The sequence below is a fragment of the Lactobacillus sp. 3B(2020) genome, from assembly GCF_013487845.1.
Lineage (GTDB): Bacteria > Bacillota > Bacilli > Lactobacillales > Lactobacillaceae > Limosilactobacillus > Limosilactobacillus alvi.
On the sequence record NZ_CP047410.1, the window covers coordinates 662,178 to 688,077 of the forward strand.

The 25,900-nt window shown below is 39.8% G+C and carries 24 protein-coding genes, 1 riboswitch and 1 other annotated feature; of the genes, 20 read left to right on the forward strand and 4 right to left on the reverse strand.

Annotated elements, in window-relative coordinates; translation table 11 throughout:
* Positions 1 to 3 precede the first annotated feature (3 nt).
* The 16 genes from GTO83_RS03200 to GTO83_RS03275 all read left to right on the forward strand — a co-directional run bounded on the left by GTO83_RS03200 (position 4) and on the right by GTO83_RS03275 (position 18,641).
* Positions 4 to 1,317 carry a folylpolyglutamate synthase/dihydrofolate synthase family protein gene (locus GTO83_RS03200; protein ID WP_180871695.1) on the forward strand — a complete coding sequence of 438 codons (1,314 nt, stop codon included), beginning with the start codon at positions 4 to 6 and terminating at the stop codon, positions 1,315 to 1,317.
* Positions 1,318 to 1,368: 51 nt separating this feature from the next.
* Positions 1,369 to 2,010, forward strand: a complete 642-nt coding sequence (locus GTO83_RS03205; protein ID WP_180871696.1) for a JAB domain-containing protein — start codon at positions 1,369 to 1,371, stop codon at positions 2,008 to 2,010.
* Between the two features lie 165 nt (positions 2,011 to 2,175).
* The gene (locus tag GTO83_RS03210; RefSeq protein ID WP_180871697.1) at positions 2,176 to 3,186 is read left to right on the forward strand and encodes a rod shape-determining protein; all 1,011 of its coding nucleotides are present in this window, start codon (positions 2,176 to 2,178) and stop codon (positions 3,184 to 3,186) included.
* Between the two features lie 106 nt (positions 3,187 to 3,292).
* Positions 3,293 to 4,144: a rod shape-determining protein MreC gene (gene mreC, locus GTO83_RS03215; protein WP_180871698.1), complete on the forward strand. Its 852-nt coding sequence runs from the start codon at positions 3,293 to 3,295 to the stop codon at positions 4,142 to 4,144.
* 11 nt (positions 4,145 to 4,155) lie between these two features.
* Entirely contained in the window at positions 4,156 to 4,689 is a 534-nt protein-coding gene (mreD, locus tag GTO83_RS03220; protein ID WP_180871699.1) for a rod shape-determining protein MreD, read from the forward strand.
* 71 nt (positions 4,690 to 4,760) lie between these two features.
* Positions 4,761 to 5,093 (forward strand) — a binding site (T-box leader).
* 91 nt (positions 5,094 to 5,184) lie between these two features.
* On the forward strand, positions 5,185 to 5,832 hold the full coding sequence (locus GTO83_RS03225) for an amino acid ABC transporter permease (protein ID WP_180871700.1): 648 nt from the start codon (positions 5,185 to 5,187) through the stop codon (positions 5,830 to 5,832).
* Between the two features lie 15 nt (positions 5,833 to 5,847).
* A complete protein-coding gene (locus GTO83_RS03230; RefSeq protein WP_180871701.1) occupies positions 5,848 to 6,492 on the forward strand; it encodes an amino acid ABC transporter ATP-binding protein in 645 nt (214 codons plus the stop codon).
* A 7-nt stretch (positions 6,493 to 6,499) separates the two neighbouring features.
* Positions 6,500 to 7,336: an amino acid ABC transporter substrate-binding protein gene (locus tag GTO83_RS03235; protein WP_180871702.1), complete on the forward strand. Its 837-nt coding sequence runs from the start codon at positions 6,500 to 6,502 to the stop codon at positions 7,334 to 7,336.
* 408 nt (positions 7,337 to 7,744) lie between these two features.
* Complete coding sequence (locus GTO83_RS03240) at positions 7,745 to 8,686, forward strand: Dyp-type peroxidase (RefSeq protein ID WP_180871703.1); 942 nt, start codon at positions 7,745 to 7,747, stop codon at positions 8,684 to 8,686.
* A gap of 767 nt (positions 8,687 to 9,453) precedes the next feature.
* Positions 9,454 to 11,652: an anaerobic ribonucleoside-triphosphate reductase gene (nrdD, locus tag GTO83_RS03245; RefSeq protein ID WP_180871704.1), complete on the forward strand. Its 2,199-nt coding sequence runs from the start codon at positions 9,454 to 9,456 to the stop codon at positions 11,650 to 11,652.
* Positions 11,597 to 12,178, forward strand: a complete 582-nt coding sequence (nrdG, locus tag GTO83_RS03250) for an anaerobic ribonucleoside-triphosphate reductase activating protein (RefSeq protein ID WP_180871705.1) — start codon at positions 11,597 to 11,599, stop codon at positions 12,176 to 12,178. Before nrdD ends, nrdG begins: the two co-directional genes overlap by 56 nt.
* A gap of 187 nt (positions 12,179 to 12,365) precedes the next feature.
* Entirely contained in the window at positions 12,366 to 13,694 is a 1,329-nt protein-coding gene (locus GTO83_RS03255; protein WP_180871706.1) for a uracil-xanthine permease family protein, read from the forward strand.
* Between the two features lie 127 nt (positions 13,695 to 13,821).
* Complete coding sequence (locus tag GTO83_RS03260; protein ID WP_180871707.1) at positions 13,822 to 14,643, forward strand: aldo/keto reductase; 822 nt, start codon at positions 13,822 to 13,824, stop codon at positions 14,641 to 14,643.
* Between the two features lie 410 nt (positions 14,644 to 15,053).
* Entirely contained in the window at positions 15,054 to 16,808 is a 1,755-nt protein-coding gene (locus GTO83_RS03265) for an IS1182 family transposase (protein ID WP_370524333.1), read from the forward strand.
* A gap of 366 nt (positions 16,809 to 17,174) precedes the next feature.
* Entirely contained in the window at positions 17,175 to 17,912 is a 738-nt protein-coding gene (locus GTO83_RS03270; protein ID WP_180871708.1) for a LysM peptidoglycan-binding domain-containing protein, read from the forward strand.
* Positions 17,913 to 18,221: 309 nt separating this feature from the next.
* Positions 18,222 to 18,641: an Hsp20/alpha crystallin family protein gene (locus tag GTO83_RS03275; RefSeq protein ID WP_180872105.1), complete on the forward strand. Its 420-nt coding sequence runs from the start codon at positions 18,222 to 18,224 to the stop codon at positions 18,639 to 18,641.
* Between the two features lie 280 nt (positions 18,642 to 18,921).
* Here GTO83_RS03275 and GTO83_RS03280 read toward each other — a convergent pair whose 3' ends face one another.
* Positions 18,922 to 19,110: a hypothetical protein gene (locus tag GTO83_RS03280; protein WP_180871709.1), complete on the reverse strand. Its 189-nt coding sequence runs from the start codon at positions 19,108 to 19,110 to the stop codon at positions 18,922 to 18,924.
* Between the two features lie 28 nt (positions 19,111 to 19,138).
* Positions 19,139 to 19,606 (reverse strand): Fur family transcriptional regulator, encoded by a 468-nt coding sequence (locus tag GTO83_RS03285; RefSeq protein ID WP_180871710.1) that lies wholly within the window; start codon positions 19,604 to 19,606, stop codon positions 19,139 to 19,141.
* Positions 19,607 to 19,719: 113 nt separating this feature from the next.
* Here GTO83_RS03285 and GTO83_RS03290 point away from each other — a divergent pair, with 113 nt between their 5' ends.
* Positions 19,720 to 21,144, forward strand: coding sequence for an MFS transporter (locus GTO83_RS03290; RefSeq protein WP_180871711.1), 1,425 nt, complete (start codon positions 19,720 to 19,722; stop codon positions 21,142 to 21,144).
* 599 nt (positions 21,145 to 21,743) lie between these two features.
* Here GTO83_RS03290 and GTO83_RS03295 read toward each other — a convergent pair.
* Positions 21,744 to 22,475, reverse strand: a complete 732-nt coding sequence (locus GTO83_RS03295; protein WP_180871712.1) for a hypothetical protein — start codon at positions 22,473 to 22,475, stop codon at positions 21,744 to 21,746.
* A gap of 85 nt (positions 22,476 to 22,560) precedes the next feature.
* A riboswitch (SMK box riboswitch) is annotated at positions 22,561 to 22,658 on the forward strand.
* Between GTO83_RS03295 and metK the strand changes: the two genes are divergently transcribed.
* On the forward strand, positions 22,653 to 23,840 hold the full coding sequence (gene metK, locus GTO83_RS03300) for a methionine adenosyltransferase (protein WP_219634242.1): 1,188 nt from the start codon (positions 22,653 to 22,655) through the stop codon (positions 23,838 to 23,840). (Overlaps the previous riboswitch by 6 nt.)
* Before the next feature lie 48 nt (positions 23,841 to 23,888).
* Here the strand turns inward: metK and GTO83_RS03305 are convergent, their stop codons facing one another.
* A complete protein-coding gene (locus tag GTO83_RS03305; protein WP_180871714.1) occupies positions 23,889 to 24,512 on the reverse strand; it encodes a phosphatase PAP2 family protein in 624 nt (207 codons plus the stop codon).
* A gap of 111 nt (positions 24,513 to 24,623) precedes the next feature.
* On the opposite strand from GTO83_RS03305, the gene GTO83_RS03310 reads away from it, so the two are divergent.
* Together GTO83_RS03310 and GTO83_RS03315 are read left to right on the forward strand one after the other, a co-directional pair.
* A complete protein-coding gene (locus GTO83_RS03310; protein WP_180871715.1) occupies positions 24,624 to 24,923 on the forward strand; it encodes a glycine cleavage system protein H in 300 nt (99 codons plus the stop codon).
* Between the two features lie 10 nt (positions 24,924 to 24,933).
* Positions 24,934 to 25,896: a DUF2785 domain-containing protein gene (locus GTO83_RS03315; protein ID WP_180871716.1), complete on the forward strand. Its 963-nt coding sequence runs from the start codon at positions 24,934 to 24,936 to the stop codon at positions 25,894 to 25,896.
* Positions 25,897 to 25,900 lie beyond the last annotated feature (4 nt).

Consider the following 25,900-nt stretch of genomic DNA (forward strand, 5'->3'; position numbering starts at 1 on the left):
AAAATGGTAACGGATTATAAATCAGCTTTAGCCTTTATCCACGGACGACCACGGTTTAAAAAACGGCCAACTTTAGAACGGATGAAACTTTTTTTGGCCCGTCTTGGCCATCCAGAGCAGGGATTAAAATACTTACACATTACTGGAACTAACGGGAAAGGGTCCGTGGTTGCGATGACCCAAGCAATGTTAACGTCGAGTGGCTTAACGGTGGGAACTTTCACTTCGCCTTTTATCACGCGCTTTAATGAGCGAATTGCCATTGATGGTCAACCAATTAGTGATACTGATTTGGTCAAGTTTGTTCAGCAAGTTGAACCAGTTGTTCAAGCACTTGATCAAGAACTGTCGGAAGGTGGTCCTACGGAATTCGAAATTGATCTGGCAGTTGCCATGTTATACTTTCAAGCCTCTCAGCCTGATGTGGTGATCTTAGAAGTCGGAATTGGCGGAAAATGGGATTCAACGAACGTGATTGTTCCTGAAGTAGCAGTAATTGTAACAGTTGGTTATGATCATATGGCTATCCTTGGTGATACTTTAACGGCAATTGCCGAACACAAGGCGGGCATTATAAAAAAACAGCGGCCAACGATTGTGGGGCAACTTGTTCCCGCAGCGATGGCGGTTGTGAAGGCAACGGCAGAGGTTAAAAAAAGTCAATTGATCACTTTAGGAAATGATTTTACGGTTGAAAATTTAAATCCAGGCGCTTTATTTGCCCATATTAAATTTAACAGCCCGGACCTTCATAATTTTCAAGTTCGCCTTAACCTCGCCGGGGAGTATCAAATTACTAATGCTGCAATTGCAATCCAGCTGGTACTAACTTTTTTAAGACGCCAACACCTGACCGTTCAACCCAGTGTTTTAAAAAGCGCCCTAGCGAAAGTTACCTGGCCAGGACGCTTAGAGGTTGTAAACGATGAACCATTAATGCTTTTGGATGGCGCCCATAATTTACCCGGAATTCAGGCCTTAACAAAAACTATTCAAGATGATCTAAGCAACTATGATATTTATTTGTTGATTGGAATTCTTGCTGATAAACAAGCTGAATTGATGTTAGGGGAATTGGCAAGTTTGCCTAATGTTCACTTCTACTTAACTCAGTTTAAAGGGCCGAGTGCAAAACGGCCAAGTGCGGACTTAGGCGTTTTGATTGAGCAAATTAATACCCGTTATCCGGTTAAAGAAGTCACTAGTTGGCAACTTGGTTTAAGCCAAATTACTCAAGATATGTCAGCTAATGACGTGATTATTATGACTGGTTCGCTTTACTTTATTTCAGAAATTCGAAATTTTTTAGAAAGCTAACTAATTTTCCCCCTTTTTTTACGTATATATATAGTAAAGGGGGAATTTTAAATGATTTCACGTTTAGATCGACCGGAAGCAGAATTAAAATACCGATCATTGATTAAAGGTGCATTGTATGATCAACCAGAACTATATCAGTGGTGGATTAAACAGGTGCCCACACCAGCCGCTTACCGAAAATTATCGAAAAAAAAGAAAAATGACCTGGCAAGTCATGATTTAGAGCATTTATCGCCAATGTTATCAGCAATTGAAGCCGGTCAATTAATTATTAAGAGTCCTCGGGAATATTGGGGGCAAGCCTATTCAAGTCAAATTATTGGACCAGATTTAATCGATCATTTTGCCGGTTGTGAACAAGAACAAGTTGCTTTGATTTGTACGGATGTGCATAACGAGATAATTCATTTTCAAATTTTATTTGCCGGTGGGACTAGTGAATGTGCACTTTATCCTGACCAAATCTTGCGGATTGGGATTCAAAATTGTGCGAGCGGGATGATCCTTGCTCATAATCATCCAACGGGGGTACCCAAACCCTCTGAAGCAGATAAAAGGTTTTGCCAACGCATTGAAGCAGCGGGGCGGTTAGTTGGGATTCCGTTGTTAGATTTTATTATTGTTGGAAATACCGATTATTTTTCCTGGCGTGAAAATGAATTGTTTCTTAACGTACCAAACAATGACTAAGATAATGATTAAATATATGCTAAGAAAGTTTAAACCTCCCCTTGACGGGTATCTTTCTAAGCCAATTTGGTGTAAGATTATAAACTGTTAAATTGCGTTAGGTATGGTATAATATCAACGTTATTGAAAGAGTAAATTTTAAAATTATTGAAGGGAAGAAACAGAGTGCCATTAGGAATCGGAACTAAGAACATTGGGATCGATCTCGGGACTGCCAATACGATTGTTTACATTGACGGTAAAGGGATTGTTCTTCGTGAACCTTCAGTGGTAGCACGGAACACAAAGACCAATGATGTAATTTCTGTTGGTGAAGCCGCACGAGACATGATTGGGCGGACACCAGCAAGTATCACGGCGATTCGTCCAATGAAGGATGGGGTGATTGCCGATTACGATACGACAGTTGCAATGATGAAGTACTATATGGAAAAAGCCCTTGGTAAGAACGCTGGTAAGCCATATGTCATGGTTTGTGTACCAAGTGGGATTACAGAAGTGGAAAAGCGGGCCGTGATCGATGCTACGCGAGTTGCTGGTGCACGGGATGCTTATGTCATCGAAGAACCATTTGCAGCAGCAATTGGGGCCGGTCTGCCAGTGATGGATCCAACTGGGAGTATGGTCGTTGATATCGGTGGTGGAACAACCGACGTCGCTACCATCTCCTTAGGTGGAATTGTTTCTAGTCGTTCAATTCGAATGGCTGGTGATAAGATGAATGATGCAATTATCCAGTTCGTTCGGCAACAAAAGAATCTTTTGATTGGTGAACGGACGGCTGAAAAGTTGAAGTGGGATATCGGTTCTGCCTCGGTTGAAGCAGCACAAGACATGGGGACGACTGAAGTCCGGGGACGGGATTTAGTTACTGGTCTTCCAAAGACGATGGAAGTTTCCGCAGTTGATGTTTCAACGGCCCTTCAAGATGTTGTTAGCGAAATTATTGCGGCAATTAAAGGAACATTGGAAGAAACCTCACCTGAAATTGCAGCCGACGTAATTGATCACGGGATTGTACTCACTGGTGGGGGAGCATTATTAAAACACTTACCAGAAGTGATTGCAGACGCCACTAAGGTTCCAGTTTTTATTGCTAATGATCCATTGGATTGTGTTGCAATTGGGACTGGTGAATCACTCAAGAGCATTGATGTGATGAAGAAGAAAAAGTAGCCAGTTTAATTAAGTCGCTACCGTGGGGGATGTGTTGAAAAGTTACTTTCGCACATCCTCTTCGTATATCTACTTAACTACAATGGTGAGAGTGGAGAATTAAAGCATGCGGAAATTTTTTTCAAATCGACGGTTGGTTATGATTGTGGTTGCTTTGGTGGTAGCCTTTGGGTTAATGGGTGGTTCCGTTACCCTGCGTAACAATCGGCTAACCCTACCGCTAATTCAACAGTTTGGAAATGATATCATTGGCTTTGGAAATGATGTCATCGCTTCCCCAGCGAATGCCGTTCAAAATGCATTTACTAACTACAATGATTTATTGAACACCTACCATGAAAATAAAGAATTGAAACAACAAGTCGCCGAAGTGGCTCAGACAAAAGTTCGGGACCAAGTTTTGGCGAAAGAAAATAAGCAGTTAAAGGCTGAATTGAATATGAAAAATTCAATGACTGATTATGAATTAATTACGGCTGCTGTAATTACGCGTTCGCCATCTGCATGGCAACAACAATTAGTTGTTAATAAGGGGCAATCAAGTGGAATTCGGAAAAATATGCCGGTAATGTCCGCTGGTAGCCTGATTGGCCGGGTGGAGGAAGTTAATAAGACGAATAGTAAGATTGAATTATTAAGTGATACTAGCGAGGCGGCTAACCGCTTTGCAATTGAAATTAATGGAAAAAATGGTAAGACGGTCAACGGAGTCATCACTGGTTATCAATCTGAAACGAATGAATTAGTCATGGGCCAGGTGACAACTAAGGCCTCAATTAGTAAAGGGACGAAGGTTTATACTAACGGGATGGGAGGAATTACTCCTAAAGGTCTGTATGTTGGTAAAGTTAGCCGAGTTGGTAAGGATGACTATGGCCTTGCCCAAAAGGTTTACATTAAGCCATCAGCTGATTTTAATAATTTAAACGTCGTCTCGATTGCCAAAACGGATAATTAGGGGGCGAGTTAATGTATCGACTTTCACGGCTTCGATATCTTTTCCCAATCGGCCTCTTTATTATGTTTTTCCTTGATGGATCATTAAGTAAAATCTTTGCGAGTTTCTTTTTTAGTTATCCTTATGCGATGGTTTCACAACTAACCCTTTTGTGGTTTGTGATGGCTTACTTTTTTAAGGGAGACATTCAAATTCCGTTAACATTCTTTGCGGTAATTGCAGGAGTGGTTGCGGATGTTTACTATTCCGGAATTTTAGGTCTATTTATTTTTTTGTATCCCTTGATTGTTTGGTTAACGCGAGTACTAGCACATTCGTTTAATCCATCATTTTTAACGTCCATTTTAATTTTCTTTATTGATGTGGCAGCCTTTGAATTCTTAAACTATTTGGCCTATAACATTGTTGGGGTAACAACGATGTCAATTGTTGACTTTGTGGTGGATGTTTTAACTCCAACCTTAGCCTTAAATTTGGTTTATTTTGTGGTGTTATACTGGCCAATTAGTGCAGTATTTAAGTGGGCAACGAAAGGTGAAAATTAGTTTTCTCATATTTTTTTAATCAAAAGTGATTGACAAAATAAAAAAAGCTCGTTAAGATAGTGACAATTAAATAAGCGACGAAGAGCAGGACTAGTAAAAGTTAGCTGATTAAGCAGAGAACCTCAGGTGGTGGGATGAGGTAGTCGGTTACTTTGAATCACAACTGTGAGTTGATCACTTCAAAGGTGATCCGGGGAAGCCCGTTACAGCACAGAGTTTAAAGTTGAACTCGCTGAGGCTAGCTTTGTGAAAAGTTGGTAATGATGAGGTGGAACCGCGGAGACGCCCTCTGGTCAGATTGACCGGGGGGCGTTTTTTGATTCCATAAAAATTTTGAACTTAATGAGGCGGTGATCGTGAGATGACCGTAAAATGGGGTGGAACCACGGTGAAGCGTCCCCTGAGGCTAAGTGCTCAGGGGGCGCCTTTTTAATTCTCAGCACTGATCGCCGCTTCGCGTTTAACAAAATTAATATAAGACGAGGAGGAGCAAATATGTCGTTAAATTACATTTCGGAAATTTTACCATCATTACTTGATGGAACGAAACTGACCTTATCATTATTCTTTTGGACTTTAATTGGATCATTACCACTCGGGATCTTAGTTAGTATTGGTTTGATTAGTAAATTTAAACCGCTAAAATGGATTTTAGATCTTTACGTTTGGTTGATGCGGGGAACGCCACTGCTTTTGCAATTAATTTTTGTCTTCTATGGTTTACCAATTATCGGGATTGTTTTTCCACGTTATGAAGCAGCGGTCTTTGCCTTTATTCTTAATTATGGCGCTTATTTTGCAGAAATTTTCCGGGGTGGGTTCCAATCAATTGATCCTGGTCAATATGAAGGGGCTAAGGTGCTACGGTTAAGCTACTCCCAAACTTTACGCAAGATTGTGATTCCACAAGTTGTTAAAATTGTAATTCCTTCAATTGGAAATGAAGTTATTAACTTGGTTAAGGATTCATCTTTGGTATATGTAATTGGACTTGGCGATCTTCTACGGGCCGGAAATGTGGCAACAGCTCGTGATGTTACTTTAGTACCATTATTAATGGTTGGGGTAATTTACCTGATCTTAATTGGAATTTGTACTTTCTTATTACGGAAGGTTGAAAATCGCTACTCATACTACAAATAATTGGGAGGTAGCAAAATGTTAGAGATAAAGAATTTAAAGAAAAGCTTTGGCAGCCGTCAAATTTTAAACGGGGTTAATTTTACAGTTAATGATGGCCAAATTTTGTGTATTGTTGGCCCCTCCGGAGCTGGGAAAACGACCTTATTGCGGTGCATTACCGGATTGGAAAGTGCAGATAGCGGTGAATTTTTAATTGATGGTGCCGTTTTTGATCCCCAAGGAATGGAAGCAAGTGATGCGGTGATGGGAGTTGTATTCCAAGATTTTAATCTTTTTCCACACCTTTCAGTCTTAGAAAATGTTACCTTAGCACCAGAAATGGTCCTCAAGGAAAGTAAAAAAGTTGCCGAAAAAGTAGGCCGCGAATTATTAGCCGAACTTGGTCTAGAGGGAAAGAGCGATCTTTATCCGTACCAGCTATCTGGTGGTCAAAAACAACGGGTTGCCATTGCCCGGGCCTTGGCGATGAAACCAAAGATTCTTTGTTATGATGAACCAACAAGTGCCCTCGATCCTCAATTACGGGACGAAGTAGCTGATTTACTTTTGAAGTTGAAAGAGCAGGGAATGACTCAACTAGTAGTTACCCACGATATGGACTTTGCTGAAAAGATTGCGGATAAGTTGTTAAAGGTTACAGCATTAGATCAAAAGGGGTAAGCTAAGGATGAAACGGTTTAAATTACTAATTTTGGCCGTTCTTTGTCTTCCAGTAATCTTCTTAGCTGGTTGTCAGTCGGTTGTTCAACGGGCAAACAGTCAGGATACTTGGTCAAAGATCGAGCGGCAAAAGAAAGTTGTAATAGGGTTAGATGATAGTTTTGTTCCAATGGGCTTTCGGGAAAAAAGTGGTAAGCTTGTGGGATATGATGTTGATTTAGCTCGTGCAGTATTCAAGCAATATGGCATTAAAGTTGATTTTCAACCAATTGATTGGTCAATGAAGGAAACTGAACTCCGCAATGGAACCATTGATCTCCTTTGGAATGGTTATTCAGTTACCCCAGAGCGAGCGAAAAAGGTGGCTTTTAGTCGACCATACCTCCAAAATCAACAGGTCTTAGTTACCAAGAAAAGTTATGGGGTTAAAACCTTTGCTGATATGAAAGGAAAAACCCTTGGGGTTCAAAATGGTTCGACGGGTCAAACGGAGTTAAATACTCAACCAAAATTATTAAAGAATTTTATTAAGGGAAAGACGCCAGTTCTGTATGATACCTTTCCAAATGCCTTTATTGATCTGAATGCTAACCGGATTCAAGGGCTTTTGATGGATAAAGTTTATGCAGAATACTATATTCGGCACCAGAAAAATCGAAAAGACTTTAGAGTCATTGTTAATCCTAACTTTGAAGTGGATGATTTTGCCGTTGGTTTAAGGAAAGGGGATAAGACCTTAAAGAAGAAGATCGATCAAGGCCTTGGACGATTACAAAGAAACGGCCAACTTAAAAAAATTAACGAAAAATGGTTCGGGACTTCGAGTAATTATCTTGGTAAGTAGGTAAACTGCTTTTGCAAGGCTTAATCCCAAAAATGGAGGTTGGGGAAAAAGCTCCTTGACGGCCTAGTTGGGATAAGAAGGACGAAGGTTGATTCATTAGAATCAACTTTCGTTCGCACTTATCCACTAAGGCCGTGATTTGGCGCGAACCAGCCAACTGGTTTGGCGTTTGTGAGCCCATGCAAGGCTGAATCGGTTGGTGCGACCGTTAGGGAAGCAACTGCCATTCAGCTACTGCTTTGACCTTAGTTACTGAGTAACATTCGGAGATGCAAGGAGGCCGGGAAGAAACGCGTTTCTTCCTGGCTTTTTTATTTAAAATTTGATACTAAGTGATCCCTTTTTATCGCTATGAAAACGCTTTGTGGTAAAATGTACTTGTAAATCAAATTTGAGGAGGAATTGCTCATGACAATGGATCCAAATAAGGCTCAGGATGTATGGAAAGATGTTGGACAACATGTTCAATTTACGGTACTTGAATTAAATCGAAAGGACCAAGCTAAGGAGCGTGAAGTAATTTGTGAGTTTGCTGACCGTTATCAAGCAATTTTGCGTTCCTTACGGATTCGTGATGAAAAGGGCGATCTAAAGGGATCATTTGGTTTTAGTAGTGCTGCTTGGGACTACCTATTCCCTGGTTCAGCAAAACCAAAGGAATTGGAAACATACCAAACGGTTAAGGGGCCAAAGTATGAGATGCCAGCTTCTAAGGGTGATCTTTTCTTCCACATTCGGGCTAGTGACGAAGCTGTGGTATATGAAGCTATGAGTCAATTCCGGCGCTTCTTAAAAGATATTACGACAGTCGTTGATGAAACAAAGGGTTTCCGTTACTTTGAAGGTCGCGCAATTATCGGTTTTATTGATGGGACTGAAGCACCACAAATTGAAGATGCTGCCGACTACGCAATTATCGGGGATGAAGATCCGACCTTTGAAAATGGTTCATATGCCTTTGCACAAAAGTGGCGGCATAACATGGACTTCTGGAACCACTTGAAGACCGAAGAACAAGAAAAAGCTATTGGTCGGGAGAAGTTTAGTGACCTAGAACTTGATGACGAAGAAAAGTTCAAGAATGCTCACAACGTAACTTCTAAGGCAGAAATCGACGGTGAAGAACAAAAGATTGTCCGGATGAATGTACCATATTCTGATCCGGCTTCTGGAAATACTGGGACTTACTTCATTGGTTACTCTCGTCACTGGGCGGTAACCAAAATGATGTTACAAAATATGGTTGATCAAAGCGATTTCTTATTGACTTTCTCTGATATTTTGAGTGGTCAATTGTTCTTCATTCCTTCCCGGCCACTGCTTGACCAAATTGCCGAAGGGGAATTTTAATTCTTCCAATTAAACTAGCAGTAAAGCTAAGTAGAGGAGGGGAAAAATTCCTCGATGGCCAGATGGGATAAGAAGAACGAAAGTGGATTCATTAGAATCATGCTTGGCGCGAACCAGCCAACTTGTTTGGCGTTTGCAAGCCCATTCAGTTGCTGTTTTGACCGCCGTTTCTGAGTAACATACAGAGATGAATAGTCAAAAGAAAAGTTGGCGAAAATAAGCGTACACCAGACATTACCTAAATAAGAATAAAAAATCAGGAAAAGATGATATTAAAAAAGAGGGTTAATCCTCAACTAAGGACTGTGAGTCTTGATACCGATAACGGATGATACTTGAAAATGGCTAATCGGCATTTCAGGGTCTTATCCTTCCAAGCTACCATTACGATCTTATTCAGTTTTGGATAAGGTCGTTTTTTGTGTGGTCCGTGTAGTCACTCTTAAAACCTACAGATTAAAACATGATAAAAATTTCAGCTTAGAAAAATTATTTTTAGTTGTCCGTTAGTTTATCAATTGAGCAAATTGTGAAAATTGAGACCGGTTTAAATAAACTAATAAAAAATAAGAGTCATTGATAAAGATAAGTTACCACTTGCTTAATTAATATATCAAATGATATTTGATTATTTTGAAATTAGGATAGTTTACAAACTATTAGTTCATACACAACATATAGTGCTTTTGAAGTCAAGAGTTTCTATATATTGTCATTTTGGCTACTATGGAAACTGTTAATTATCGATTGAAGTGAGGACTAAGAAAATGCAAACAGATCTTGAAACCTTAAAAACTGTTCAAGTTGAAAAGCGTGATCAGACCGTGACGCCCTTTTACCCCTACAAAATTAACTGGGTGCTTGATCAGCTTCATGCGAACAAAACGGTTAAAAATGCAGTAGTTACCAACCTAATTAAGAAATTTTCAGGCCAAAAACTTATCCAAACCAAGCAAATTGCCGCCGAGATCAAAGCCACTTTAATTACAAATGATCAACCCGCTTTGGCTAAAATTTATAGTGATTATCGGCGACGCGATGAAGAAAATTTTGCCAAGGCAACCGACCCTCAAGTAAAACTAAAAGCGCTTTTTGGGAAAAATGATCGGGTTGTCCATGAAAATGCCAATAAGGATTCAAAGGTTTTTAATACTCAACGCGACCTTGAAGCTGGCGTTGTCAGTCGAGCACTGGGGTTAAAAATGTTGCCCGAAGTGGTGGCTAAGGCCCATTTACGGGGAGATCTCCATTGGCATGATCTTGACTACTCACCTGTTACGCCGGAAACAAATTGTTGCTTAATTGATTTTGATGAGATGCTAGCTCATGGATTTAAGATCGGAAATGCTTGGGTTGATTCACCGAAATCAATTCAAACGGCGACTGCTCAAATGTCGCAAATCATTGCGAACGTGGCTTCGTTGCAATATGGTGGGTGCTCAGCTAACCGGATTGATCAGCTTCTGGAACCATATGCAAAAATAAATTATCAAAAGCATTTACGGGATGCCAAAGAGTGGGTGGCACCTGATAAGCAAATCGCTTATGCACGCCGGAAAACGCAAAAGGACATTTATGATGCCATGCAAGCCTTAGAGTACGAAATTAATACTTTATACTCATCCCAAGGTCAGACGCCATTTACCACAATTAACTTTGGTTTGGGAACTTCTTGGATTGCCCGCGCAATTCAAAAAGCAATTTTACAAATTCGGATTAAAGGACTGGGGAAAGAACACCGAACGGCAATTTTTCCAAAACTAATTTTTACTTTGAAACGAGGATTAAACCTTAATCCTGGAGATCCTAATTATGATATTAAGCAGTTGGCGTTAGAATGCTCAACGAAACGGATGTATCCAGATTTGTTGATGTATGATCAGATTATCAAGATTACCGGAAGTTTTAAGACCCCGATGGGCTGTCGGAGTTTTTTACAGGGGTGGCATGATCCTGCAAACGGGAAAGAAGTTAACTCTGGACGGATGAATTTAGGGGTAGTTTCCTTAAATTTACCCCGGATTGCCCTAGAAGCTAAAGGTGACCAAAAACTATTTTGGGAAATTCTTGATGAACGACTTAATTTAGCAAAGATTGCTTTGGATTACCGGATTAAGCGGACCAAGGAAGCAAAACCAGAAAATGCGCCCCTTCTATATATGTATGGAGCATTTGGGAAACGCCTAAAACCAACGGACAGTGTTGATGAAGTTTTTAAAAATAGTCGGGCAACGGTTTCCCTTGGCTACATTGGGTTATATGAAGTTGGGGCTAGCTTCTATGGCCCAAGTTGGGAGCAAAACGAAGCGGCTCATCAATTTGTAGTTAAAATTGTTAAACAGATGGCAGCGGCTTGTCACCAATGGGAAGCTGAAGAAGGATATCATTTTAGTCTTTACTCAACCCCAGCTGAGTCGTTAACCGATACTTTCTGCCAAGCCGATATTAAACGGTTTGGTCGCATTTCAGATGTGACAGATAAAGAATACTATACCAATAGTTTCCATTATGATGTTCGTAAGCACCCAACCCCGTTTGAAAAGCTAAGTTTTGAAGAAGCTTTTCCTAAATATGCAGCGGGGGGGTTTATTCACTATTGCGAATATCCAAATTTGCGTCAAAATCCAAAAGCACTCGAAGCAGTTTGGGACTGGGCTTATGACCATGTTGGTTATTTAGGAACGAATACAGCGATTGATCAATGTTTTAAGTGTGGCTTTAAGGGTGAATTTAAAGCCACTGCTAGGGGATTCGAGTGTCCCCAATGTGGCAACCATGATCCAGCAACTTGTGATGTGGTCAAACGAACTTGTGGTTATTTAGGTAATCCGCAACAGCGACCAATGGTTCATGGCCGTCACGAAGAAATTATTCACCGGGCAAAAAATATGACAGAAGGGATGGTAAAACATGCCGCAAACTTTGAGAAAGCCAAACAATCCGAAGCCGAAAGAATGGTGCGCTGACCAACTTTCACAACAATATATTGCAGACTACAAGCCATTTAATTTTGTTGATGGCGAAGGGATCAGATGTAGTTTATATGTCTCGGGTTGCCCCTTCCATTGTCCAGGTTGTTATAACGTGGCGGCACAGAATTTTCATTACGGTCAGCCATATACACAAGAACTCGAAGATCAAATCATTACTGACCTTAGTCAATCCTACGTTCAAGGTTTAACCTTGCTTGGTGGCGAACCATTTTTGAATACCCAGGTTTGTCTACAGTTAGTTAAACGCGTTCGTAAAGAATTTGGGCACCAAAAAGATATCTGGTCGTGGACAGGTTACACTTGGGAAGAACTCCAAAAGGAAACAGCAGATAAGTTAGCATTGCTAAAACAACTAGATATTTTAGTTGATGGGCGCTTTTTATTGGCTCAAAAGGATTTAACCTTACAATTCCGTGGAAGTGCCAACCAACGGATTATTGATGTTCCAGCCTCACTAAAAAGTGGTCAAGTTACAATCTGGAAGAATTTAGTTCGTTAATAAGTAAAGTGTTTTAATCCCGAACAATAGTAATGTTCGGGATTTTTTATTTGAAATAGTGTTTACAATTGCTAAAGTTCGTGATAACATTCAAAACATGAAAAGCCGAATGTTCGGTAGTCTATGTAGTTGAATGTAGGCGATTAAGCGATCGGCAAGAGAGAGAAAAGGTTTTGTGGAGGTAAAAATGGATTCACGAGTAGAGAGCGGATTAATGATTGGTCCTGATGATAAGGTGCCAACTAGCGAAGCGACATTATTGGGATTACAACATGTGCTAGCGATGGATGTGTATGTGCCACCAATTATTTTAGCGGGGATGCTCTCCATGGGAGCAATTGATTCCCAGGGATTATTACAGGGAACTTTCCTAGCAGCTGGGATTGGGACAATCTTACAAACGGTCTTCTTTATGAAGATGCCAATGTCTCAAGGGCCATCTTTTGTTCCGCTGGGTGCAGCTGCGGGGATTGCTTTAGCCGGTGGTGGACTCAAAGGGGATGGAATGGCAACCTTAATTGGGGCGTTAATTGTTGGGGCAATCCTAATGGTTTTACTTGGTTTAAGTGGTACCTTCCAGAAGATTATCAATAAGTTAGTACCAGCTGTGGTCGGGGGAACGATTATCACTTGTGTGGGATTATCATTGATTCCATCAGCCTTAAATGACAATATTTTTGAGGCAAACGGTAATATTTACCAAAATATGGAATTAGCTTCGGCGACGGCTTTGACTTTATTGATTTGTGTTGGAATTAGTATTCGCTTTCCAAAAGTCCAAAAGATTTTCCGGACCGGTTCAATCGTCATTGCGCTTTTGGTTGGTACCTTATTAAGTGCTACTATGGGTCGGTTTGATTGGCAATCGGTAGCGAAGGCAACTTGGTTTGGTCTTCCTCAACGGACGATTTTTCATTGGGGAGTTCACTTTAATTTAACCGCTATTTTAACGTTTATCATTATTTATGCAATTATTACGACGGAAACGACGGGGACTTGGTTTGCAATGGGGGCAGTTACAAATCATGAAATTACACCAAAACAATGGAATCGCGGGATTATTGGTGAAGGTTTGTCTTGTTTAGTGGCTGCCCTTTCTGGGGCAACGCCAGTAACGGGTTACTCCACAAATGCCGGTGTAGTTTCAATTACTGGGGTTGCTTCCAAACGGGTTTTTGTTGCTGCTGGAATTTGGTTTATTATTCTTGGCTTCTTCTCAAAGTTATCGGCATTTTTAGCTGCTGTCCCAGCTCCCGTGATCGGTGGGGTTTTTGCTATTATTACGGTTACGATCATGTTGAATGGTTTGAATGTTATTCGGGGAATTAAAACCGAATCAAGTGATCTTTATATTATTGGGTTACCAATTATCTTGACCTTAGCCATTGTGCTTTTACCAAGTAAGGTAACCAACAATGCTCCACAATTAATTCAATACTTGTTAGGGTCACCAATTGCCATTGCTGCCCTTTGTGCGATTATTTTAAACCTATTAATGCCGCGTGATCGTTACTAGATGGTAAAAACCAAGAGAGGATTATTTGAGCATAGAGTGAGTAATGGGTTAAAATGTTAGAGGTTGAGGTTGCTCAGCCTCTTTTTTAATGGTTTTGAGGAAAACGGTAGAGTAAGGAAAGAGATTAATGGAAACAGTTACCTTAAATAATGGGATGCAGATGCCTGTATTGGGATTTGGAACCTATCAAATTGAAAGTGTTAATACAAAAAAAGCTGTTAAGCAAGCGATTAATGCCGGCTACCGACTAATTGATACTGCTCAATATTATGGAAATGAAGCCGGTGTTGGTCAAGCTGTTAAGGAAAGTGGAATTAGTCGTGATCAATTTTTCATTACTACCAAAACGCCCTTAAGCGGATACGCTGAGACGAAGGCAGGGATTGATGAGTCATTATTAGAAGGTAAGATGGATTATTACGACATGGTTTTAATCCACTGGCCAATTCCTGATTACCTTGACTCGTATGTGGCTCTAGAAGATGCTGTTAAAGAGGGGAAAATTCGGGCAATTGGGGTAAGCAATTTCAATCATCAACAGCTTCAGAAAGTTCTTGATGAGGCAACAGTTAAGCCAGCGGTTAACCAAGTTGAAACCCATTTGATGTGGCAACAGCAAAAAATGCATCAATTCTTGACTGAACATCAGATGGTGCATGAAGCTTGGTCACCGCTTGGTCAAGCAGCGGAAACAATTATGGAAAACAAGGTTTTAGCAACCCTTGCCCAGCAATATCATAAAACACCTGCCCAAATCTCACTCCGTTTCTTAATTCAAGAAGGGGTGGTTGTAATTCCTAAGGCCACTCATCTTAAATATGTAAAAGAAAATATTGATTTATTTGATTTTGCCTTAAGCAACGAAGAGCGACAATTGTTGCGTGCCCAAGACCAGCGAAAATCCCTCGAAGGGTGGCCAAGTGCAATGGCGATGGAAAGAGATTACTAAATAATAGGATCAAATTCAGAGGTTGGGAAAAAAGCTTCTTGACGGCCTGGTTGGGATAAGAAGAACGAAGGTTGATTCATTAGAATCGGCCTTTCGTTCGCACTTATCCGCTAAGGCCGTGCTTTGGAGCGAACCAGCCAACTGGTTTGGCGTTTGTGAGCCCATGCAAGGCTGAATAGGTTGGTGCGACCGTTAGGGAAGCAACTTCCATTCAGCTACTGCTTTGACCTTAGTTACTTAGTAACATTCGGAGATGAAAAAGAGGCGAGGCTGGGAAAAAACTCCTAGTCCAAAGTAAAAACCGGATGATGAATTTCTTAAACAATTCATCATCCGGTTTTTATGTACACAGGAAGTTGCTCCTGATATGATGTAATTATCACGAAAACAAACAAAAAGGAGCGATTTCCATGTATCAAAATTATACCATAGGGCAAACCGAATTCGTACTAAACTATAACTATGATTTACCAAAGAACCATATTGCGCGACTAATTAGTGCATTTGTCGACTCAATTCCACAGGAGGTTCTATTGGAAGAGTCGGTGGCGGCTACTGGCCGCCCTGCATCGCATCCAGCAATTATGCTTAAGATCCTCTTGTTTGCCTACTCGCGTCAAACCTATTCTGGAAGAAAGATTGAAATGATGTTGGATGAGAGTCTACCAATGCGTTGGTTAGCCCATGACTATACTTATAGTTACCACACCATCAATAACTTTCGGAGCAGTCAGCACGCTAGTAATCTGATCAAGCGTGCTTTTGTCTACTTTACCATGGCTTTAACAGATCACGGCCTAATTCAAAATGATGCAGTTTTTATTGATGGAACCAAGGTCGAAGCTGATGCCAATAAATATTCATTTACTTGGCGTCGTGCAGTGGAAAAGTACCACGCTAAGTTAAGGGAAAAGACAAGTAAGATTTATGAGGAATTAGTGGAAAAACGAGTGGTGCAAGAAATGGCGCCAGAGCTGGTCACTTCTGCCGAAGGCATGAAAACAATGGAACAAGAACTCGGAGAGCAAATCACTAAATTAGATGAAGAGATTGAGCAAGAACCCAAAATCATCAAAGGTGGTTCAGTTAGGAAACGGCGTCGTCGTTTCCTAAAAAAACTTCGCCACCAGCTAAGCAACGACTTAATTCCTCGTGCCCAAAAGTATGAACATGCCGAAGATATCTTCCAAGGTCGCAATAGCTACTCCAAGACTGATCATGATGCGACTTTTATGTGTATGAAAGAAGATCCGATGATGAATCGGGAATTGAAACCTGGCTATAACTTACAAATTGCCACTCATAAGCAATTTGTTCTTGATTACGGATTATTTTCAAACCCAACTGATACAAGGACTTTAGTGCCATTTCTTAAGCAATTTCATGCCTTAGGCTTCTTTAAACATATCGTCGCTGATGCAGGTTATGGTAGTGAATACAATTACACAACGATTCTTGATCAGTTTGAAAAGCAACCTATTATTCCCTATACAACTTATCAAAAGGAACAGAAGCGCAAGTTTAAAAACGACCCAACTAACTCACAAAATTGGCAGTATAACGCCGAAGATGATTACTATATTGATCATTTAGGGGTTCGTTTTAGCTTTTATCGGTATAGTGAGCAAATCGATAAATATGGTTTCAAACGTGATTTTAAAATCTATCGGGCAGATAAGCACCAGCCGTCAGCGCAATTGGATAAATTAACGAAAACACCAGGTGGTCGGCAACGTTATATGAAGGTTAACCCGACCTGGAATTATTACAAAGCAAAAGTGAAAGCGACCCTCTCAAGTGACGAAGGTAAGGCGATTTATCGTCGACGGAAGTTCGACGTTGAGCCAGTCTTTGGTCACATGAAGAGGGATTTTGGCATACGCCGAACTCACTTGCGTGGTCAACGGGCTGTGGAAAATGACATTGGCCTGGCCCTGATGACATTAAACATAACGAAATTGGGACAATTAATTAACCGATGGAGGGCCAATTTCATAAATAATCGAAAATCCGGACTACAATTTTTGATCAAGGCAAAAATTATAGTCCGGATTTTAATGTTAGAGGGGCAAAAATTAATAGTTAATTCCCAGCCTCTCTCTGTTTTTTATTTACCGTTCCAAATTTTGATGGTCCTACCAATTTTAATTAGAGTTGCTCTTTAATTATCAAAATAGCCCCCGAGAAACCAAATAATGTTACAGGAAAGTTAAAATAAGGGTGGAAAACTTGGTAATCCCGTTTCTTTTAAAAGTAAAACCAGGAAAATTGCCTTTTTTTCTTGGCGATTGTTACAGAAAATTATAATTTATATGGAAGGTATTCTGGTTGCAACATGGAGAAAGTAAAACGCGTTGGTATGCACTTTTGACCGAAATGAAAAATTTGGCCTTTCCAAAGCTATTTTACAGCGTATTACAAAATCAACGAAATTTGAAAATCTTCAGTAATTGCGACGTAATTCAATGCATGTATAGTAGATACCGTTGATTTAGTTAAGCAAAACAAAAGAAAAGGATGTTTTAAATACTATGAAATTTAACAAGAAAGCATTAAAAGTTACTGCAGCAGTTGCTGGGGCCGTTGCCTTAGGAACGATCACTTCAGCAACGACAGCTAGCGCAGACTCCGTTTACACGGTTCAAGCTGGCGACACGCTTTCTGGTATTTCAGCAAAGTTTGGTCATGACTTAACCTTTGTTGATACCTTAGCTCAAAACAACAACATTGCTAACAAGAACTTAATCTATGTTGGCCAAAAATTAGTAATCAAAGATGATGGGGAAGTTACTTCAGCAACTGCTCAACAAGTAGCTACATTACCATCAGCTTCAGTCCAAAGTTCAGCTGTAGCTTCAAGTGCAAGTGACTCTGCTACCGTTGCTTCAAGTGCTAACACGGCTACTGCTGCTTCAAGCGCCACCAGCCAAGTACAACCACAGGTTCAAAGCACTACAACGACAAACAGTAACGTAAATTCTGCAGCTACTACAAACGCTGCTTCTACTAATACCACCTCTACAACGACTTCAAGTAACCTTTCTTCAAGTGAAGCCGCTGCAAAGGCTTGGATTGTCCAACGCGAATCTGGTGGTAACTACTCTGCTCAAAACGGTCAATACTACGGGGCATATCAATTAAGTGTTTCATACTTAAATGGTGATTTGTCCGCTTCTAACCAAGATGCCGTAGCAAACCAATACGTCGCAAATCGTTATGGTTCATGGGTAGCCGCCCAAGCTTTCTGGGAAAGCCATGGTTGGTACTAAAATTAGTTAAACAATAATTGATAAAGAAGGGGCCGTGAAGAACTTTTGTTTCCTCACGGCCTTTTTTCCATCGTCGCTTTTACTAGCTGTTATGTTACTTTTATCATATATAGCTTAAAAAGAAGTCTTATTTCAATAATGTTATTTTTTATATAAATGCTTAGTTAAAAGAGATAGTCCTGAGAATTTCAATATATTATTCGAGAAAAGGTCAAGATTGGTTAAAACTTAGACCAAATAATTTGACCTTTTTTGACCTTTGACGATAATAGTAAGTGTAAGGATCAATAAAGAAAGGAAGTCTGAATGATGATGAATGGACTACAAAGACGGGATAATTTGATGGATAGTATGTTAAATTGGTTTGACGATAATTTCTATTCAGATACAATTACCAATGGGTCAATGAAGACTGACATCAGTGAAAACGACCACGGCTATGAAGTTAAAATTGATATGCCAGGCTTTGACAAGAAAGACCTTCACTTGAATTATGATCGGAATGTTTTAACGGTTACAGGACATCGCGAAGCAGATTCTGATGTGAAGGATGATCAAGGAAACTTACTTCATTCAGAACGGCGGTATGGTCAATTTAGCCGGCAATATCGGTTACCGGACGTTAACCAAAAGCAAATTAGTGCTAAGTACGATGCAGGCGTCTTGACCATTACCTTGCCAAAGTTAACAACTGAAGATCAAACTAATACGCGGATTGAAATTCAATAATAAATAACAAACTATTAAAAAGGTTCAAGATGAAAAATTTTCACCTTGAACCTTTTTATTTTAGCTATAATTCCTAAATATTTCACAAAAGTTACGGCAAGCCAGTACCAAGAGGACCTAACCTTCTGTGTAGGTGGCACGATCCTATTTGATTTGTAAAACCAAGTAAATTAGCTGATTTGCCTCAAAAACGATTTTTGCGCATCAGCCTACGTTATCCTTATCCCCACCAGACCGTCGAGGAGCCTTTTTTCTTTTAGATTGATCGCGAGAAAACATTTTAATGATCGGAACTGGAATTATCCAAATGTTCCTTAATCCCCATTGGAAAGTCTTTATCGAATTCTTTTAAAATTGGTAAGAGATAATTAATGTAATCGTGATAAGCGGCAATCGGGTTGTTAAGATCGGCTTTTTTGGCCATTAAAGCAATTGCGATTTCATGAGCGCGTTGTTCATTGGTAATCAAAATATTTCCTCCGTATAAAAAGTAAATCCTATTTTTCAGCTTGAGCTAGTAATCCCAATTTAGCTTGACATTCTGGACATAGGCCATGAACTTCAATGTCATTTCGAGTCACTAAGTAGTGAGTTTGTTGCCGGGTAATTTCATCCAAACTAGTACTCAAGTCAGTGAATTCATCAGTAAAGACATCGGTGATTTTACCGCAATTATCACAGACAACGTGATAATGTGGTTGGCCAAAGTAATCGTAATGTGTGGAGCCGTCACCGTTTTTGAGTTCGATTACAAGATGGTAATCAAGTAGCAGTCGAATGGTATTATAAACAGTCGCAATACTAATTGAGTCATCATGTTGTTTTAAATCATCATAAATCATTTCGACACTTGGGTGAGTGTGATGGTTAACTAGATAATTTAGAATGGTTTTGCGTTGAGGTGTTAAGCGGACTTTATGGTTCCGTAAGATTTTTAGTGCATGTAGGTATTCATCCTGTGCCATTGTATTCCCCCCCTTATAATCGGTTCCTTTTTGTTATTATAGCATTTACATAATTGGTTTGAAAACTTATAATAATCACTGTTGAGAATAATTCTAAACTAGGAGACGAGAAAATGAAGAATTCAGTTGATCAAAACGGCAAAGCTTATAGCCGTTTTTGGTTTATTTTTACGTTATTAATTGGAACCTTTACAATGTCGATTAGCCAATCTTCCTTATCAACAGCATATCCTACACTAATGCGGAGTTTTGGGATTTCTGCTGATACTGTTCAATGGTTAACAACGGGCTTTATGTTGGTAATGTGTGTTAGTATGCCGATTTCGCCGTGGCTATTAAACAACCTTAGTTTTAAGCGCATGTTTGTCTTAGCTTTAGCTTTATTCGACATTGGTACGTTAATGATTGTCTTTACTCCAATCCAACTTGGAGAAAACGGATTTTGGTTTATGATGATTGGTCGAGTAATGGAAGCCTTCGCGGTTGGAGTGTTGTTTCCTTCTTACCAATCGGTTTTACTTGAAATTACTCCAAAAGATGAGCGGGGAACAACCATGGGGGTTGCAGGGTTGGTGATGGGTTCAGCCCTTGCTTGTGGTCCAATTGTTTCTGGGATTATCCTAAAATTCTTTAATTGGAAGGCCCTTTTTATCTTCTTTATGATCGTGATTACCGTTATTATTATCTTCGCCCAAATGGGATTGATTCGGGATGTCATGGCGCGTCATGAAACCCATTTAGATTGGTTGTCAGTCTTTTTATTACTCGGGCTAGTTGGTTTGATGGAAGTGATCGATCAAATCGGGAAAAAGAACGTAAATTGGTCATTGAACGGTGTAATCTTAATTGTAAGCTTGATTATGTTGGCAGTTTTTATTGGACGGCAATTTAAATTAACAACCCCATTATTAGAGTTGCGGGTCCTCTTTACATTTAATTATGATCTAGCAATTTTACTGACTTCGATTTCTTACATTGCTTTAATTGTTACGACAATTATTTTCCCACTATACTATCAAGGAATCTTACATGTGAGTCCGTTTGTTTCCGGGATGGCTCTAGTTCCAGGGGCGGTATTTTTGAGTATCTTAAATCCACTAACTGGGAAATTAGCTGATAAAATTGGCTTTAAGCCAACCATGCTTTTAGGAATGGCCATGATCATTCTTGGCTGGGTAATTGGGACGTTTAGCCTTACTAAACTTAATTTAGCGATTATGATTTTTGCGGCTATGATTATTGAGGGCGGAAATGCCTTTGTGATGATGCCGGCTGTAACCCTTGGTGCTAATGCTTTACCAAATCATTTAGTTCCTCATGGTACTGCGGTGATCACAACCATTCGGCAAGTCCTTGGTTCAACGGGTGTAGCGGTTTCTACTGTGATTTTAACTAGCGTAAGTCAAGCTGCACTAAGTGAAGGGGTTAGTCTTCGATTAGCTTCGTTGAGGGGGTATCATTTAGTCTTCTCAGCAATGATTGGAATAGAAATAATTGGGTTATTGCTAGCATTTTTAATTCAAAATAATCAGAAATAATAAAAAGATCCCCCAAAATAACTTCAGCAAATTTTACGGATGTATGAGCAGAGGATGGCACCTTCCCTGACGGCTTGGTTCGGATAAGTAAACGAAGATTGATTCATTAGAGTCGGCCTTTCGTTCGCACATTCCACTGAGACCGTGATTTAGAGCGAACCAGCCAACTGCTTTGACCTTAGTTACTGAGTAACATTTGGAGATGAAAACGAGACCGGGAAGAAAAGCGTGTTTCTTCCCGGTCTCGCTTGCATTCCACTCTGAAGATGACACAGGAACTACGGCCAAGACAGTGACCAAGTGGATCCGGTCTTCCCTACAGGTGGCATGATCCTACTTGCCCTTGCATGGGTTTGTAAACACCAAGTAAGTTGGCTACTTAGATTTTTACGAATCTACTTTCGTTCTCTTTATCCTAATCAGGTAGCTAAGAAGCTTTGCCGAAACCGGAAATCATCCTAAATTATCTTGATGGAAATGGCTGTCTATTAATAACAACGCCACTAGCAAGTTAATTAGCAACCCAATTATCGTAAGCTAATGGATTCCGTTACTACCTTCTTATTATTGTGTGCATCCGGATTATATAATGGTCGCTTTTAATTCCAATAAATTAAAACAATAATTAACATTTGAACTAAACTGGTAAGAATTAAGGATGGTTCTGCAAGCCGCTTATCTAGCGTAAAAAGCCACCAGCCAAGGGTAAGAATAATCGCAACAATGGTTAATCGATTAATTGGGTGTGTAAAGAGAGAGATTATCAAGAAAAGCAAGGTACCTAATAATAACCAATTCCGTTTTTTACTACGAGGTAAAAAGAAAGGAGTTAAGAAACACCAAGTTGAAGTCATAATTGGTAGTAAGTAGAGAACGATTTCCCAGGAAATAAAATGCAAACTAGCATAGGCATTGCCGATTGGAATGGTTAACATCAATAAGGCTCCAAAGGTTAAAAGACCAGCCTCGTTTTGCAAATTTAATTGCGAAAATTGCATTAAAAACATGAAAATTGGGAGGAGTAGTAAGAGCAACATTACCAAAGGGGCAGTGACAAAACCAAAGACAACGCAAAAGCCACTTATTATGATTAAGAGATTAGCTAATTGCGATTGAAAATGGTTATTTAACTGGAGTACCAAGCTAAATGCTAATAAAAGCTCATACAAAAAAAGCATCCCCATATGGGTGTTAAAGTGGGTTCCTGAAACACTAACGGCATAGCTAAACGGGGCAAATGACCAACTAATGAAAATAATTGCGGCTGTTGCTAGGTTGCTTTGCCAGTTAGTAAAGTCTAAATTGGCGACTTGTAAATTAAACTTTGCCAAAGTAATTCCTCCAAAAAGTATTTTCTCTAGTATAACTTTTATTTTATATCCATTGAATACTAACTTTAAAATATGTTAAGATGAGCAACGTTATAAAGCAAATTCCCGATGGGAGGGTGGATCTCCACTCGCTGCCTTGTAACCGCACACTCAAGTTTGAAGTATGGGGGAATTATTATTATGAAAAAACATCTATTTACATCAGAATCAGTTTCTGAAGGTCATCCTGATAAGATAGCCGATCAAATATCAGATGCTATTTTGGATGCCTTGTTAGCAAAAGATCCCGATGCACGGGTTGCGGTTGAAACTTCCGTTACTACTGGCTTAGTCTTAGTTTTTGGTGAAATTTCAACAACAGCTTATGTTGATATTCAAAAGGTTGTCCGGAAGACAATTAAGCAAATTGGCTATTCAAATGGGAAGTATGGCTTTGACGGCGATAATTGTGCTGTCATTGTTTCACTTGATGAACAGTCACCTGATATTGCTCAAGGGGTAGATGATGCTCTTGAAGCGCGGGACGGTAAAACGGATCCTCTCGATAAAATCGGTGCTGGTGACCAGGGATTAATGTTCGGTTACGCAACTGACGAAACGCCAGAATACATGCCATTACCATTGATGTTGAGTCACCATTTGATGCAAAGAATTGCTAAGGCCCGGAAAGATGGTGAAATTAGCTATCTTGGACCAGATGCTAAAGCTGAAGTTACCGTTGAATACGATGAAAATGATCGAGCTAAACGGGTTGACACGGTAGTTTTAAGTACTCAGCATGATGCAGCTACCACACTGGAACAAATTCGCCATGATGTGAAGGAAAAGATTATCAAGCAGGTGATTCCAGCGGAATTATTAGATGATCAAACTAAATACTTCATTAATCCAACTGGTCGCTTCGTAATCGGTGGTCCTCAAGGTGATGCTGGTTTGACGGGACGAAAAATTATTGTTGATACTTACGGTGGGGCTGCACACCACGGTGGAGGTGCCTTTTCTGGTAAGGATGCAACAAAGGTTGACCGGTCAGCTTCCTATGCCGCTCGATACATTGCAAAGAACCTTGTAGCAGCTGGTTACGCTAAAAAGTTAGAAATTCAAATTGCTTATGCCATTGGAGTAGCTAAGCCAGTATCGATTTCAATTGATACTTATGGAACTGGTACGCGGGGAGAAACGGAATTAATCGATGCCGTTAACCAAGTCTTTGATTTGCGGCCAGCTGGGATTATCCAAATGCTTGATTTGAAACGACCAATTTACAAGCAAACAGCAGCTTATGGTCACTTTGGCCGGACGGATGTTGACTTGCCATGGGAAAAGTTAGATAAGGTTGATGCCTTAAAGCAAATCTTGGGTTAATAAAGAAGTGATTGATAAGAGATGTTGTTTCTCTTTCAATCACTTTTTTTATTTCTTAAACCTTTGAAAAATGTTTTGCCAAAATAAGATAACGATAGCCCCTAAACACCAACCACCAAGAACATCACTTGGGTAGTGAGCACCGACGTAGATCCTGGAAAAACCAATCAGCAGGATTAGGGCAATAATTAAGCTGGTTTCGAAAATTTTTAACTGTTTGGATTGGTGACTGGCCCATAAGAAAAGCAAGGTACTACCAATTATTAAAACTACCCCACTGGAATGACCACTCGGAAAGCTGTAACCAGCATAGTGTATTAAAACGTCGCTTTGTGGGCGTGGACGGAGAACAATATGCTTGATGACTTTATTTAAAAGGGTTCCTGAAAGAACAATCAAGCAATACAAAATGGTGAATTTAAATCTCTGAGTTAAAACTAAACTGATACCAATTGCAAGTGCCCAGATGATTGAAGGGGTGGAATTAAAAAGTTTGGTGAGGTTTGAAAAAAAGAAGGTCAGGTTTCTTGTACGGTAAAGATTAACTAATTCTCGGATCGTATGGTCGCTATTTAAAACGAAGGAGTTATGAGTGGCCACCAATAGCCAATCAATAAGGAAAAACAGTAAAAGCAACCAGAAAAAGAAAGTTCGTTTGCTAAAGGCTTTCAAAATCTCAACCTCCGAATAGAATGATTTAGCTTATTGTATCATTATTAACTAGCGCTTGACGATTAGTTACTTCAGTTCGTAAACTAAAGTTGATAAGCAAGGAGGTAAATTATGCAGCAACTCGAAAATCCGTGGTGGGTGAAACAAGTTGGTCAAACCATTACTCTTGGATTGACAAGACAATCCATTCAGAAAATGGGGGACTTATATTTCGTTGATTTACCTAATCCGGGGGCAATCTTATCAAAGGGGATGCCTTTTGCAACAATTGAAAGTCAAAATTGGGTGATCACCCTAAATTCACCAGTTAACGGGAAAGTGGTAGCTACTAATGAAGCATTTACCGGGATTATTAATCCTCCTCAAATAACCGTTTCCTGGTTAGTTAGACTTAGTACCCTTGGAAAGTGAGGATAGGCTAGTGAACGAATTAGCGGAAGTTGAACAACAAATTAAAGCCTTGCATGAGCAATTAGTAGCTGGTGAAATCTTTTTGAATCTTGGAAAACGATTGGCGCAACTATCAAAAAATTTGAAGGGCCATCGACGAGAAAAATTTGAAAATCACGAGCTTGATCCATTATTTATGGTTGAATTGCAACTGACGGTTAATAATGACCTTATTGATCATGATCGACCGCTTGCGAAGGGATTAGTCGAAGCCATCCCCGGAGCCTTACAAACTACTAAGATTCATCTCCGTCATCAGTTGGTTGGGTTCATAAATTGGGCGGTTGAACATCATCGGCTTTCAAATGAACAATTACAATGGTTAACGGTTAACCTATTGCAAGCAAAATATTTTTATAACCATTTAACTGAGCGAAATAGTCCAGCGGTTTATGGACGAAGCTTAGGATTAGTGTATTTTCGATACCTTCTATATGCTGCTCGAAAGCAGAAAAAACCAATTAACCTTCAAGTTGTAAAGCGTCTTATTAACCGATTGGCAGTGGCGATGTTAGCAGAGCGTGACACCCGGGGCTTTGTAGAAGGGGCAGGCTGGGTACAAATTTTTGCTGCCTATGCGGGTTTATGCAATGAAATTTGTGCTGATGATCGTTTAAAGCGAGCTGATAAATTATTTTTAATGGCAAGTTATTTAAAGGCTTATGAACAGTTAACGACGCCACTTACAATGAGCGAACCCGACGAAGGAGCTGGATTTATCAACCAGACTTTAAAGACTCATCCCTTATACCGACGTTATTTTATTAATGAGCTACAAGAATGGCGAAAAAAGTTAGATACTTTAAACATGGAAAAAACTGCCACTTGGCACCAGGTGTTTAATCACCGCCATTTATTGCAAATTATGTTAATGGATGAAACTTTACCACCAGAAATTGCGGACGCAATTATGAATCAAGAAAATAATAGCTAAATTA

What these genes read in the sequence shown, in the direction of transcription:
- GTO83_RS03225 (WP_180871700.1), top strand. Translation starts at nt 5,185, where the DNA reads ATGTCGTTAAATTACATTTCGGAAATTTTACCATCATTACTTGATGGA.
- GTO83_RS03270 (WP_180871708.1), top strand. Translation starts at nt 17,175, where the DNA reads ATGAAATTTAACAAGAAAGCATTAAAAGTTACTGCAGCAGTTGCTGGG.
- GTO83_RS03255 (WP_180871706.1), top strand. Translation starts at nt 12,366, where the DNA reads ATGGATTCACGAGTAGAGAGCGGATTAATGATTGGTCCTGATGATAAG.
- GTO83_RS03230 (WP_180871701.1), top strand. Translation starts at nt 5,848, where the DNA reads ATGTTAGAGATAAAGAATTTAAAGAAAAGCTTTGGCAGCCGTCAAATT.
- mreD (WP_180871699.1), top strand. Translation starts at nt 4,156, where the DNA reads ATGTATCGACTTTCACGGCTTCGATATCTTTTCCCAATCGGCCTCTTT.
- GTO83_RS03200 (WP_180871695.1), top strand. Translation starts at nt 4, where the DNA reads ATGGTAACGGATTATAAATCAGCTTTAGCCTTTATCCACGGACGACCA.
- GTO83_RS03275 (WP_180872105.1), top strand. Translation starts at nt 18,222, where the DNA reads ATGATGAATGGACTACAAAGACGGGATAATTTGATGGATAGTATGTTA.
- nrdG (WP_180871705.1), top strand. Translation starts at nt 11,597, where the DNA reads ATGCCGCAAACTTTGAGAAAGCCAAACAATCCGAAGCCGAAAGAATGG.
- GTO83_RS03235 (WP_180871702.1), top strand. Translation starts at nt 6,500, where the DNA reads ATGAAACGGTTTAAATTACTAATTTTGGCCGTTCTTTGTCTTCCAGTA.
- GTO83_RS03205 (WP_180871696.1), top strand. Translation starts at nt 1,369, where the DNA reads ATGATTTCACGTTTAGATCGACCGGAAGCAGAATTAAAATACCGATCA.
- GTO83_RS03290 (WP_180871711.1), top strand. Translation starts at nt 19,720, where the DNA reads ATGAAGAATTCAGTTGATCAAAACGGCAAAGCTTATAGCCGTTTTTGG.
- GTO83_RS03240 (WP_180871703.1), top strand. Translation starts at nt 7,745, where the DNA reads ATGACAATGGATCCAAATAAGGCTCAGGATGTATGGAAAGATGTTGGA.
- GTO83_RS03260 (WP_180871707.1), top strand. Translation starts at nt 13,822, where the DNA reads ATGGAAACAGTTACCTTAAATAATGGGATGCAGATGCCTGTATTGGGA.
- GTO83_RS03285 (WP_180871710.1), bottom strand. Translation starts at nt 19,606, where the DNA reads ATGGCACAGGATGAATACCTACATGCACTAAAAATCTTACGGAACCAT.
- nrdD (WP_180871704.1), top strand. Translation starts at nt 9,454, where the DNA reads ATGCAAACAGATCTTGAAACCTTAAAAACTGTTCAAGTTGAAAAGCGT.
- GTO83_RS03265 (WP_370524333.1), top strand. Translation starts at nt 15,054, where the DNA reads ATGTATCAAAATTATACCATAGGGCAAACCGAATTCGTACTAAACTAT.
- mreC (WP_180871698.1), top strand. Translation starts at nt 3,293, where the DNA reads ATGCGGAAATTTTTTTCAAATCGACGGTTGGTTATGATTGTGGTTGCT.
- GTO83_RS03310 (WP_180871715.1), top strand. Translation starts at nt 24,624, where the DNA reads ATGCAGCAACTCGAAAATCCGTGGTGGGTGAAACAAGTTGGTCAAACC.